This window comes from Nostoc sp. (assembly GCF_036917155.1).
Classification (GTDB): domain Bacteria; phylum Cyanobacteriota; class Cyanobacteriia; order Cyanobacteriales; family Nostocaceae; genus Nostoc.
In genome coordinates this window covers 56,202-68,576 of record NZ_JBALDZ010000131.1, presented here as the reverse complement: position 1 = coordinate 68,576, position 12,375 = coordinate 56,202, and the positions used below count along the sequence as shown (strand labels likewise).

The window sequence follows — 12,375 nt, the reverse complement described above, 5'->3', positions numbered from 1 at the left end:
TTATTCTGCATATCTTAAAATTACGAATTACGTTAGCAAAGCAGTAGCGTTAGCGAGTAAGTAGGTGGGCGTCAATATTTGTCGTTGGAAAAAGGCAGGGGCAGGGGGCAGGGAGCAGGGGGAGAAAGGGTTTGAGCCTTGTTTACTTTTCCTTACACAGTTTGGTTTTATTGTGCCGACTTACTTAATCGAGTGTCCGTAGGAGCTTCATTACGAATTACCCTGACCTTGATACTCCAGAAACACCACAGGAACTCTGAGCAATCTTTTAGCTAATTGCGAAAATCTAAATTTTCCCTTGAGCGTAGATAATCCTCTTGTCTTAGGAAATTGTGGCAAGTCTTCAAAAGATATTGGTACAAAGTCAAAGCGACTGTAAAACTGCGCTAGTCGCTGACCTAAACATTCTAGATAAAGTGGTTGCGTTGCTGTATTAATCAAATGCTGCGTTAATAAAGTACCCAACCCGCGACCTCTCCAAGCTGATACCACGACCAAACTACCAAGTTCTTGCGCCCCTGAAAAGTTACGTAGCTGTCCACAAGCTATAAGATTCTCATTGTATTCAATTATCCAAAATTGTTGCCAATTTAATTGAGTTGGGTCGAGTTTTGCTGAGAACACCAGCAATCGAACTGACCACTGATCGGCAGAGGTTGCTTTGCGAAGGACACATCCAGATGGTAACGACAGATTGCTCTGATTCATTAATTATACTTTGATAGTTAGCCGCTTCATGTCTACGTTTATTAAATAACTTCTTGCTTGGAAATCCCGATTTCTAGATTTTTGTCAGTAGAGATGAGTAGTAGTAAACAATACTTACGGTAGAGAAACGAATCAGCCATAACTAGATTTTGGATAGATACACTCACACCGCTAATTTTTTAAGATAGTCATAACAATAAATCATTAGGAAATGTAATCATGGCTGAACAACAAAAAGAAAAATCTAAGAATCAAGAAACTACGCCTACCGCTTCTGGTGGCTACCAAACCCCTCTCGACGAAAGTATCCGCAAAACTGGCGATGCTGAAAAGAGTGATGCTAAACCTACTGCTACTCCAGAAGCAGCAGGAGAGGATTCTGTAGCAGGTAGTCCCAATCAAGGAACTGAGTCACGTTAGTTGACTTGAATTTTCCCAAGTTTAAATCATCTCGTGGGGTCTTTTGTTGTAACCCTAATACAGTATATTTTGAGTGGATATGTGGTCTAATAGCCACAATTATCCACTCGTTTTTTTGTGTCACACCATTTCACGAAATACTTGATATAAATGATTTAACGATTTGTCTCTAACTCTTTTCCCCTGCTCCCTGCTCCTGACAGGTGTAGGTATTTTACATCAAAAATGTAGCCAAAGCCTGGAAAGTGAAGTCTCGTAATCCTTGCAGCGATTGCTTTCTCCAAGAGTGATGGAAGAGGGTTGATATAATAATGCAAAAACCATGAAAAAATATAAGGAAATATTACGTGTCATCCTTGCTATATCAATCATTGTGGTTGGAGTGACACACTTTGTTATTCCAGAACCTTATGTCAAAATTATGCCACCACAACTTCCTTACCCTTTAGGATTAGTTTATCTCAGTGGCTTTTATGAAATTTTGGGTGGTATTGGGTTATTAGTTCCGCCTGTAAGTCAAGCTGCTGCTTGGGGACTTATTGCTCTTTTTATTGCGGTTTTCCCTGCCAATATCAATATGGCGGTTAATCACATTCAGCTAGAACATATACCAAACTCACCTTGGGTACACGTAGTTAGACTTCCTTTTCAAGCTGTTTTAATTGCTTGGGCTTGGTGGTATACGAAATCTTCGGTTGGGGAAAAACAAGCTTCTATCATTCCTAAGTACACGTCATCATAAAAAAGGTGCGGAAATTAAGCTGCGATCGCAAGGTCTATTTGGGTCGTAAAATTGGAATCTGGAATTTGGCACTTTGTGATAACTTTCAAGATTGACTTTTCACTCCAAGCAAAAGGATGTGCTTTCGTATTCCACTCAGAAATAAAAGCTTTTAAAAGGGAACAGGGAACGGGCAACAGGCAACAGGGAAATCCCCATAATTAAAATCAGGGGATTTGTACAAGGACACATTGAAACATCGTGGCTGACGCCATCTCGTTTCAAATATTTTTATCTCTTTTCATAAATAAATTTAGGGGCTTTAAACCCTGTATTCGGGGCTAATTTTTTTTCTGTTCCCTGTTAAGAGTTCCCTGTTCCCGCCCCGAAGGGGCTTGGTAAACGTTCACAGGACTAGCCCTTTCAAGGTGACTCGTAAAATCCCTTATTTTCCCTCTGTGTTCTCTGGTACTCTACGGTTTAAAAGTAATTTATTTAACCGCAGAGGCACAAAGAACACAGAGAGAAGAGTTTAAAGAGGAATTTATTTACTAAGATTTTCACCCACCTTGAAAGGGCTGGTTCTGATTACCTGAAACCCTTTGTAGGGACAATTCATGTAGACGCAAAGCGGCTTCCCGCAGCGTATTGTTCCTACGCCAATTCTTTAGATGTCTAATTAACTGATAATTCCGAGATTGTTGTAGATTTCGATGAGATTGCCATCAGGATCGCGGAAATGAGCTGTGCGAATTCCCCAGTCTGAGCGATCTTGTGGTTGAGTGACAACGATCGCATTCTGAGCCTTTACTTGCTCATAGACCTCATCCACGTTATCGACTGCGAAAATTAAGACAGTTTTATCCCGATTGGCAACATAAGAAGGCTGTTCGATTCTGGGGACTACTTCAGCCATTAATTCTTTTTTGAACAAACCCAATTTAAGATATCCGGTATTAAACTCAGCATATCCGCTATCTTCATCGCCCCAATCGACATCAAATTTCAGCAGATCCCGGTAGAACAGAAAAGAATCTTTATAGTTTGAGACAAGTAGTCTCAGGTGTGTTAACTGAAGCTTCATATCTGTTCCCTTGGTCTACTAACTGTGAATTCTAGGTTCTGGGTGCAAAGTCGCCAGCAACTCGCTTTCGACAGTTGCCAATTCATCAAGCCGTTGCATGACTATTTCTCTGTCGAAGTAAGTAGCAGCTAAAACCCAATATATACCGTAGTGACGCGCTTCGGATGCCATTAGTCCACGATAAAATTTTGCTAACTCTGGTTCTGGACAATGAGCAGCTAGTAGTCCCAGGCATTCGTGAGAGCGAGCTTCGATTAAACCAGTGACTAGTAAGGAATCTAGAAATCGCTCAGGTTCTTTGGGGCGTATAGCAGCTTTTAAACCCGCACCGTAGGGAGGCGGTGGTAGGGGAGCCAGGGGAATATTCCGACGTTCTAACCATTGGTTCACTAGTTCAAAGTGTTCTAGTTCTTCGCGGGCGATCGCAGTTAGTTCCCGCACCATTTTAGTATTGGAAGGGTAGCGAAACATCATATTCAAGGCCACGCCTGCCGCTTTGCGTTCACAGTGGGAGTGGTCGAGTAAAATGATGTCTAAGTTAGCGATCGCTTGTTCAACCCAAGCAAAACTAGTGGGCTGTTTCAGGACGTTGATAGTCGGTAACTGAGTAAGCACAGAGTCACAAAACTCCAGAATTTTAATTTAGCTGAGTATCCTAGCAAATTGATTTTAACGGAATATTCTTTGAACAAGGCTCAATAATTCATTGGCGGTGAAAGGTTTCACTAAAAAGCCTTGGATACCAATACCCGTAGTTCGTACTAATGCCTCAGACCTAGCTAATCCACTCATAGCAATAATTTGCACTTGCGGGTTGATGATTTGCAAAGTGCTGATGGTTGTTTCTCCACCCATTAACGGCATCATCATATCCATCAGCACCAGCCTAATTTTATCTTTATGCTCGGTGTACAGGGCAATGGCCTCAATCCCATTTTGGGCAGTCAATACTTTGTAGTTAGAGAACTCCAGTGTGGTTTTAGTGATCTGAGTGATGGCTACTTCATCATCGACGACTAAAATCAATTCTCCCTGACCTCTTGGCAGTTCTATCTCATCTATTACTTGAGAAATATTGCCCTCCTTGCTTGGCAGGTATACTTGGAATTTTGTTCCAACTCCTACCTCGCTGGCTACTTCCACAAAACCACCGTGGCTTTTGACGATGCCCATCAATATAGATAAACCTAGTCCTGTACCCTTACCTACTTCTTTGGTGGTGAAAAAGGGATCAAAAATCCGATCAATAATTTCTGAGTGAATGCCGACTCCAGTATCCGTAACTGTAATCTTCACGTAGGAATTCGCTGTTGCGCCTATGTGCATCCTGGCATAGTTTTCATCGATGAATAGCTTGGTGGCAGAAATAGAGAGTTTACCACCATGAGGCATGGCATCACGAGCATTGACGGCTAGGTTCATCAATACCTGATGCAGTTTGGTACTGTCTCCGACAACTATCCCGATATTTGGCGCTATATCTGTTTTGATGTCGATCAATTTGGGGAATGTTTGTTGGGCTATCTGCTTGATGTCTTCGATGAGTTGCGATACAAGCACGATTGTGTGTTCTCTTTCATAACCACCGGTAAATGACAAAATTTGCCCCACCAAATCACCGCCCCGTTTGGCATTGGTTTCTAGTATCTCCAGCATTTGCAGCGAAACGTCATCAAGATGGGGATATTTTAGGGGCAGCAGATGAGCAATTCCTATGATTGGAGTGAGAAGATTGTTGAGATCGTGAGCGATACCGCTAGCGAGAGTGCCTAAGCTTTCTAAACGTTGACTACGCAATAGCTGAGTTTCGAGTTGTTTTTTCTCGGTAATATCGGTGTCAATGATCAAGATTGATTTAGGCAAGCCGACGGCATCAAGCATCAACGTCCAGCGGCTAGCAATAATTCTTTCCACACCATCTTTTCTAAATTTATACAACTCTCCCTGCCATGTTCCATGCTCAATAACAGTTTTCTGAGCCGCTGATAGTAGAGTGTGAGGTTTTTTAGATAAAAGTTCCCAGGCGTTGTTTCCTTGAGCTTCCTGAACTTGCCAGCCATACATCTTCTCTGCACCTTGATTCCAGAATAAGATTTGGTTGTGCAAATCCTCTACAATAATTGCATCTGTTGTGATGTCTAGCAGGGCAGCTTGTTCGCGAATTTTCTGGTCTTGCTGGTGGCGATCGCTAATGTCTCTGAATAACCAACGTAAGTTTCCAGTTTTACCCTGACTATCTTCCACAGTGATCGCTGTTAGTTCTGCGGGAAAATCTGTACTTCCTTCTTCATGAAAAATCTGTAACTCTTCTCTGCGGATTTGCCCCTGCTGTTGCAATTGCAGCATAATTTGACGAAATTTCTGCCGTTGTGTCAGATGCACAAATACAGCCAGTGGTTTACCAATCAGGTAAGACTGGCGGACATTCAATAACTTAGCCGCAGCATAGTTAGCTTCCTGGATAATTCCAGTAGCATCTGTAAGCAAGTAACCATCTGGGGCAAAGTTAAATAAATCGTAATAACGTTGGCTTTCTGCTTCTATCAAATGGCGTGTAGCGATCAATTCCTCATTTTGTTGCTGTAACTCTTCTAGAGAAATAGAGATTTCGGTCATCGCTTGTTGCAAAAGCTCTCTAGGGGAATCCTGCCCTATATATTTCTCTGCCGCCAGACTTGCAAGCTGTGAGAGATTTTCCAGTCGTTGATGCGCTTCGACAATCGCTTGTTTAAAATTTTCCTTAGTCATTTGCAGTCTTCTCCGATGATTGCTTTGCTCCAGAAATGCAGAAGAAAAACTGACCTCTGCTTCAGTAAAGCGACCAGAGTGAGCAAGAGTTTAATATAATGCCCTTCAGCGTTTTATCGCTAAATTAAATGGTTGAATACCTCTATATCATATAGCATCAGTTATCCTGGAGGAGCTTGCTAAAGTCGAGGTTTAAATCCCAATTTTTAATTTTTAATTTTTATTTCTGTTGCCGCCGTTCCTCCATTTCTTGAGTAGAAATCATACTATTGACTCTCTCTATATCTACCATCATCAAAACTGCTCCTTGCATTTCAATGCCAAGCAGCGGAGTTATTGCCAGATAACATTTTATTTGTCTACCCCGACGATTGGTAGCATCGAGGATCATTTCTTGAAACTGTTTTTTCCCGGATAGAGAGTCACGAATAGGCGATCGCAACTGCTCAACGGGTAGCCCAATGTCTAGGCTGAAAATAGACTTTCCAATCACTTCATCAGTCCGCAAACCCCATAAATCTTCTACCATGTAATTCCAAATAGAGATATTAAAGCTGCTATCAATTACCACTATTCCCGTTTGGAGACTTTTGAGAATAGAGACAAGGAAAATGTTTGTGCGATTAAGTTCTGTGGTGCGCTCGCTCAATTCGTTATTAATTGTCTGTAATTCTTCGTTAGTAGATTGGAGTTCTTCATTCATCGTCTCCAATTCTTCATTGGTGGATTGCAGTTCTTCATTGGTAGTTTCTAATTCTTCATTGGTGGATTGCAGTTCTTCGTTAGTAGTTTCTAATTCTTCGTTAGTAGATTGCAGTTCTTCGTTGGTAGTTTCTAATTCTTGTTGGGAACGTTGCAGAGCATCTTGAAGTTTAATATAACGGGTGACATCATGAAAGGAGATACTGACTCCTAAAAAGCTGGTGTCTGTTTCTTGTAAAGGCGTAATTTGCACATCCAGATATTGGGTTTCTGTGTTAGACAAATAGCGCTCTACATTTGTTAGGCTCACAGGACGGCGTTCAGCATAAGCCCGTTCAATAAGTGATCGCAATTCAACAGGCCGATAAGAAAGTTCTAGATCCTGGAAGGGACGAGCTAAATCTTTGAGAGAAAGGGCGAACAAAGTCCGCGCCTGCTCGTTCACCATTACCAGAGTGCCATTGATATCAATGATTATTTGGGCGATTGGGGCTGTGTCAAAACCCATATCTCGCAGGCGGAGGTGTCTAGCCAAACGGCTGCTAGATTCATCATCTACTGAATTTGCCATAACTAAGAGGCGATCGCGTAGATTCACCGTTGATACTTTAGTAAATATCCGGTTTTTTAAGTCCAGTGGTAAAAACAGACTAGAATGCATCAATAGCATCTCTGCTTTTCCCAAAAACAGAAAGCCATTATCATTGAGTGCAAAATGAAACCGGGCCAGAATTCGTCCTTGAGTCTCAGAATTAAAATACATTAATGTATTGCGGCTGACCAATAAATCTAAGCGCGAAATGGGCGCATCCTGAAGCAGATCGTGGCGACCAAAAATCACTGAGCGACGCAAGTCTTGGCGAAAAACATAGCGATTGCCGACAATTTCAAAGTATTTCTGGCGCAGTTCATCTGGCAACGGTTGTACATCTTTTGCTGAATACACCGCAAGACGTGCCTGGTTGAGAGCATCTTCATCTACATCTGTAGCGTAGATTTTCACTCGTTGGCGAAATTCCTCTGCTCCTAATATTTCAGCCATCAACATTGCTAGGGTATAAGCTTCTTCTCCAGAAGCACAGCCAGCGCTCCAGATGCGAATTGGGTTAGAATTTTTTTTATTTCTAATCAGATTAGGTAGTATTTCCTCTGCGATATATTCCCAAGCTGATGAATCTCGAAAAAAAGCAGTAACGTTAATTAGGATAGTATTGAAAAGATAATTGAATTCTTCTGGATAAACTTCTAGATAGTCTTGATATTCTTCAAAATTTTCTATAGTTAATGACTGCATCCGCTTGAGTACCCGACGGATCAAAGTCGAGCGCTTATAACCTGTAAAATCAAATCCCCGGTTTTGTCTCAGATAAATCAGTAAATTTTCAAACTTTGGATCTTTTTCTGCGGAAGTCATACCATTTGGGATTTTAGATTAAAAGTATTTCTTATCTATAGCAATCCGATTTGATTTCTGAAATTACTTGTGTAGGAAGGGAACAGGGAACAGGAAGAAGAAATGAAAGTGTACGGAGTTTTGTTCAGCAATCAAATATGAGTCCTATATTAGCCCCACAATTCATTTTGATGATGGAATATTTCAGTTGATTTCAACATTACCCATGACCAAAGTCACCAGAGTGCTAGAAATTTCATCGAGGGGGAGAATAAAATCTATGTTGCCAGTTTGAATTGCGGCGGAGGGCATACCAGAAAATTCGGCGGTTTTTATGTCTTGGACAATGACAGTACCGCCCATTTTTTTTATTGCTTCTACTCCCATCGCACCATCGCTACCTGTTCCAGTGAGTACAATAGCGATCGCTCTATCTTGATAAATAGCTGCAACCGATTCAAATAATAGATCAGCCGAAGGACGTAAAAAATGTACTAATTCCGACTGTGATAAGGAAAGAGTGCCGTCACCCTTAACCAACAGGTGACGATTGGGTGGAGCAACGTAAGCTGTTCCTGGGGTAAGACAATCTCCTTCTTCTGCTTGTTTGACAGTAATAGCCGTGCGCCGACTGAGAATTTCTGCCATGAACGAGCGGTGTTGGGGACCGAGGTGTTGCACAATGGCGATCGCGGCTGGAAATTTTGCAGGTAGAGTTGATAGCACTTTAACTAGAGCAGTCAGACCGCCTGCTGAGGCTGCGATCGCTACTATATCAAAGGCAGTATTAGTAAAGTGAGGTGGATGATTTTTGGCATTTCCTGCCATCTGAATCATGATTTGCTGTCTATGACTATCTGCGTAACTTTTTTAGTTACAGATAGCATTAATAAAGTTAAGTTTTCAATCTTTCTTTAGATAAATTATACAGTATAAAGCTCCTATTTGATTTTTGAAAAACTCGCCCTCAACTCAAAAAGGCTGATTCCCTATTCCCTATTCCCTGCTTACGCAAATAAGTTCAAAAATCAAATCGAATTGCTATATATCTGAACTACTTCAGTATTTATTGCCTTTACTTATCACATTTATAGGTTAATCTTCCTCCTCTAGAATGCGTTTCGCCTCCAAAAGTTGCTGCTTATGTTCTTCACTAACTGTCGGGTATTGCAGATTTAATTCTTCTAATTTTGTGCAGATGATATTGGCAACAGTCAGGCGTGTAAACCATTTGCGATCGGCAGGAATAATATACCACGGGGCCCATTTAGTACTAGTATTGTTAAAAACCTCTTCATAAGCATTCATATAATCATCCCAAAAAGCTCGTTCTCGGACATCATTATCTGAAAATTTCCAATTTTTTTCAGGATATTCAATCCGTTCTAAAAAGCGTTTTTTCTGCTCTGATTTCGATACATTTAGAAAAAACTTCAGGATAATCACACCATTACTTACCAAATATTTTTCAAAGTTATTAATTTCTTCAAAACGCTGCTTCCATATCTTTTTTCCATCAGGAAAGCGAGGAAGTTGCTGTTTCTTAAGCATTTCTGGATGAACACGAACTACTAATGCTTCTTCATAGTATGAACGATTGAATATGCCAATTCGACCTCTTTCCGGCAAAGCCTTCATTGAGCGCCACAGATAATCATGGTCTAATTCTTCCGCACTGGGGCCCTTAAAACTAAACACTTGAAACCCTTGTGGGTTCACACCAGAAGTCACGTGTTTAATAGTGCTATCTTTACCAGCAGCATCCATTGCTTGAAAAATAATTAACAAAGAATAGGTGTTTTGAGCATAGAGAATATTTTGGTAATTAGCTAGTCGTTCAATGTCTTTTTGTAATTTTATGGCAGCATCAGTTTTTTCATGAAAATCAGTCTTATAAGCTGGGTCATAGTTTTTTTTCAGAGAAATCTTTGAACCTGGCGGAACAATGAAAGCATCATGATTCATATATAAAATCTCCTCACGGCTAATTAATAGCCAAGCACATTTTGAAGTATTAATCCCTGAAATTTATAATTTATTAAAACAGAATTCAGGAATCAGGAGTCAGAATTCAGAATGGGCTAAACGCCCCGCTACCGCTAACAGAATTTAATTCTGTGCATTACTTTCGTCGCTTTGGCATAGGACGCATTGCTTCACGGCCCAAGATAAACATCCCCGTGACACCTAAGCTGACAAACCAAACATATTGATGCCAGTATTGCCGAATTTTCTCAGATGTACTGAGTTCTGGATGCAATGTGTTTAAGTATAGCAGCAGCACCAATATCATGAGTGCCCCAAAGCCAACAAGGCTGAAGCCAACAAGAATTCGTGCCGGACGCAGTTCAAAATCACTAATAGTATTTAGGTCAATTTCTGCCAGTTCCTTAAAGAATTTATCTGCCAAAGATGAGGTTGTTTGAAATTTATTGCTCAGTTTTGGTGGCAAAAACGGCGACAGTGTTGCTACGGTTGGGCGACGTAGCAAAGCTTCAGTATCTCGCAGTAATTCTAATGGCTTACGAGTAGTAGTTGGTTGAGAAAACTCTATGTTGCCTGTAGGAGTTGGGTCATTGGCTTTGCTTTCAAAATCCATAGCACGCTTCAGAAGAACCAGGATATACATAAGCCTAGCGAATCAGGAGACAAAAGTGGCAAAATAATTCGTAATTCGTAATTCGTAATTAATTCATTAACTAATCACAGACCCACGAAAACATCGCTTTGTTCATTTTCATAAAAAGTGATGGGAAAATCGAAGCCATTAATACTAATGACTAATGACCAATGGCTATTACTCGTCCATTTCTTTTAATGTAGCTAATGCTGAAGGAGATAAACGACTGAGATAGCGGAATATCCAGTATTTAAAGATAGTATTTAAAATCACAGGGAATGTAGCAATAAAGAAAAAGATGACATTTCTACTGGCTGGCAGACCTAAATGTTCTGCCAATCCTGCCAGAAGGACTTCCCACCCATCTGGTGAGTGAAATCCTACAAATATATCTGTAAACAAAATAATCAAAAAAGCTTTAGCACTATCGCTAAGACCATAGACAATAGTATCCATAAAAGACTTGAGAATCAGAATTTCTCTTTTGTTCAGAGCGATAATTATACCAAAAGAAAATAGTGAGATTAAATCAGCAAAAACATTACCAATATTACTATTACTTTTTATGCGAAATTCTTCAGATATTTCAACAGCTTTGTCTTTTATTTTTTCTTGTATTAACTCTGAAGAAAGTTGCGGTGCTTGATTAAGCAAATATTCAAATCTCAGCGATTGTTGAAAATTATGTAACTCATGGAGAGCTTCTTTTTCCATATCAGAATTGATGAAAATTTGAGTTATATTATCTCCTCTAACTCTTTGTAATATTGGAGTTACTAAAAATTCTTTAGATAAAAACTGAGTTAAAAGTGGTACAGTAATTAGGATTATCAAAAATCTCAAGGCAATTATTGTTCTACTTTTAGAAATGCGATAATTCCTGAGAAATTCTTCTTCTGTCTGGGGTGCAAAATCTTCTTGTATTTTATGAATTGTTCTGCCAATAGAACTCGGAACCGCCCCATTTCTTGGAGTTAGAGATTTAACTTCAATATCATTGATATTAGATAAGTTTGGCTGTTTTCTTATTTCGTTTTGGTTAGTTTTGAGAGGTTGAGAAGTTGATACTAATGAGCTTTGATTAATTATTTCATCTTTGATAGCGTATCTTTCTACAACTTCATCAATGACCTTTAATTTTTCTAACAAAACAGAATTAGAAATATTGACAATTCCCCGACTAAGTTGGAATTCTGCAAGCCTGATTTTAATAATAGTTAGGCTCTTATTGAGATATACTTGCCAATAAGACATAACACTTTCAGTATATTTTACTGACTGTGAGGATATTTTTTTGCGATCAAAATGTTCGTCCTCAATGCTTTTAATTCTCTGAGCGGCTTGGTAAGCTTCTAAGAGTGCCCTTTCTGGTGTATTTAACAACCAACGGTTAAGCGATCGCAAATATCCTTTGAAATTTTGGCGGAGTGATTCTGCTGTTTTTGCAAATGAATCTTTCATTACATATATGACTATTTAGATAATATGTATTATAGTTATATAACCATGAAGAATGGGTAATAGCTAGTTGAAAATATTAACAAACAGAATTCAGGAGTCAGAATTCAGAATTGAATTCTGAACGAAAAAGCGGATAGCGTAGCTAAGCCTTTGTCTTCTCCCTTGGTGTTAGCCTCTCCCAATGTGATTCGGGGAGACGCAATCATGCGAACGAGCGTCTGAATAAACGGCGTTTAAGACCCCCACTAAATCGGAGATTTAGTGGTCTTTAATGAGTGGTGGGTCTGAATCCCCCACTCATTAATTCTGACTCCTGAATTCTGAATTCTGAATTCTTTTTCAACTATACTACTACAGCAATTCGTTTCAATCCCCAGTATCTTAATGCCTACAATAATCTGGTCTTGCCCACGATAACTTAGAAGACTTCTAGGGGGCAATTGATGACTAGAACCGAGCCATACAGATTCACCCCAAAGATGCCGCTCCTTACAATACAAATAATAACGCGGTTCGTC

General features: G+C 40.0%; 11 protein-coding genes. 2 read left to right on the top strand and 9 right to left on the bottom strand.

Annotated features, from left to right (window positions below; all coding sequences use genetic code 11):
- Window positions 1-210: 210 nt before the first annotated feature.
- On the bottom strand, window positions 211-708 hold the full coding sequence (locus V7K67_RS18340; RefSeq protein WP_334732236.1) for a GNAT family N-acetyltransferase: 498 nt from the start codon (window positions 706-708) through the stop codon (window positions 211-213).
- A 219-nt stretch (window positions 709-927) separates the two neighbouring features.
- On the opposite strand from V7K67_RS18340, the gene V7K67_RS18335 reads away from it, so the two are divergent.
- Window positions 928-1,128, top strand: a complete 201-nt coding sequence (locus V7K67_RS18335; RefSeq protein ID WP_334732238.1) for a hypothetical protein — start codon at window positions 928-930, stop codon at window positions 1,126-1,128.
- A gap of 322 nt (window positions 1,129-1,450) precedes the next feature.
- Window positions 1,451-1,870, top strand: a complete 420-nt coding sequence (locus tag V7K67_RS18330) for a DoxX family protein (RefSeq protein WP_335167834.1) — start codon at window positions 1,451-1,453, stop codon at window positions 1,868-1,870.
- Between the two features lie 658 nt (window positions 1,871-2,528).
- On the opposite strand, the gene V7K67_RS18325 is transcribed toward V7K67_RS18330, so the two are convergent.
- From V7K67_RS18325 to V7K67_RS18290, 8 genes are all read right to left on the bottom strand, one after another.
- Window positions 2,529-2,933 (bottom strand): VOC family protein, encoded by a 405-nt coding sequence (locus tag V7K67_RS18325; RefSeq protein WP_334731427.1) that lies wholly within the window; start codon window positions 2,931-2,933, stop codon window positions 2,529-2,531.
- Between the two features lie 18 nt (window positions 2,934-2,951).
- A complete protein-coding gene (locus V7K67_RS18320) occupies window positions 2,952-3,548 on the bottom strand; it encodes a tRNA-(ms[2]io[6]A)-hydroxylase (RefSeq protein WP_335167831.1) in 597 nt (198 codons plus the stop codon).
- 54 nt (window positions 3,549-3,602) lie between these two features.
- Complete coding sequence (locus V7K67_RS18315) at window positions 3,603-5,681, bottom strand: PAS domain-containing hybrid sensor histidine kinase/response regulator (protein WP_334731425.1); 2,079 nt, start codon at window positions 5,679-5,681, stop codon at window positions 3,603-3,605.
- A gap of 220 nt (window positions 5,682-5,901) precedes the next feature.
- Window positions 5,902-7,797, bottom strand: a complete 1,896-nt coding sequence (locus tag V7K67_RS18310) for a CheR family methyltransferase (protein WP_334731424.1) — start codon at window positions 7,795-7,797, stop codon at window positions 5,902-5,904.
- Window positions 7,798-7,980: 183 nt separating this feature from the next.
- On the bottom strand, window positions 7,981-8,613 hold the full coding sequence (locus V7K67_RS18305; RefSeq protein ID WP_334731423.1) for a chemotaxis protein CheB: 633 nt from the start codon (window positions 8,611-8,613) through the stop codon (window positions 7,981-7,983).
- A gap of 258 nt (window positions 8,614-8,871) precedes the next feature.
- Entirely contained in the window at window positions 8,872-9,741 is an 870-nt protein-coding gene (locus V7K67_RS18300) for a polyphosphate kinase 2 family protein (protein ID WP_334731422.1), read from the bottom strand.
- 157 nt (window positions 9,742-9,898) lie between these two features.
- A complete protein-coding gene (locus V7K67_RS18295) occupies window positions 9,899-10,375 on the bottom strand; it encodes a hypothetical protein (protein WP_334731421.1) in 477 nt (158 codons plus the stop codon).
- A 198-nt stretch (window positions 10,376-10,573) separates the two neighbouring features.
- On the bottom strand, window positions 10,574-11,857 hold the full coding sequence (locus V7K67_RS18290; protein WP_334731420.1) for a proton extrusion protein PcxA: 1,284 nt from the start codon (window positions 11,855-11,857) through the stop codon (window positions 10,574-10,576).
- Window positions 11,858-12,375: the final 518 nt, after the last annotated feature.

What these genes read in the sequence shown, in the direction of transcription:
- V7K67_RS18340 (WP_334732236.1), bottom strand. Translation starts at nt 708, where the DNA reads ATGAATCAGAGCAATCTGTCGTTACCATCTGGATGTGTCCTTCGCAAA.
- V7K67_RS18335 (WP_334732238.1), top strand. Translation starts at nt 928, where the DNA reads ATGGCTGAACAACAAAAAGAAAAATCTAAGAATCAAGAAACTACGCCT.
- V7K67_RS18330 (WP_335167834.1), top strand. Translation starts at nt 1,451, where the DNA reads ATGAAAAAATATAAGGAAATATTACGTGTCATCCTTGCTATATCAATC.
- V7K67_RS18325 (WP_334731427.1), bottom strand. Translation starts at nt 2,933, where the DNA reads ATGAAGCTTCAGTTAACACACCTGAGACTACTTGTCTCAAACTATAAA.
- V7K67_RS18315 (WP_334731425.1), bottom strand. Translation starts at nt 5,681, where the DNA reads ATGACTAAGGAAAATTTTAAACAAGCGATTGTCGAAGCGCATCAACGA.
- V7K67_RS18310 (WP_334731424.1), bottom strand. Translation starts at nt 7,797, where the DNA reads ATGACTTCCGCAGAAAAAGATCCAAAGTTTGAAAATTTACTGATTTAT.
- V7K67_RS18305 (WP_334731423.1), bottom strand. Translation starts at nt 8,613, where the DNA reads ATGATTCAGATGGCAGGAAATGCCAAAAATCATCCACCTCACTTTACT.
- V7K67_RS18300 (WP_334731422.1), bottom strand. Translation starts at nt 9,741, where the DNA reads ATGAATCATGATGCTTTCATTGTTCCGCCAGGTTCAAAGATTTCTCTG.
- V7K67_RS18295 (WP_334731421.1), bottom strand. Translation starts at nt 10,375, where the DNA reads ATGGATTTTGAAAGCAAAGCCAATGACCCAACTCCTACAGGCAACATA.
- V7K67_RS18290 (WP_334731420.1), bottom strand. Translation starts at nt 11,857, where the DNA reads ATGAAAGATTCATTTGCAAAAACAGCAGAATCACTCCGCCAAAATTTC.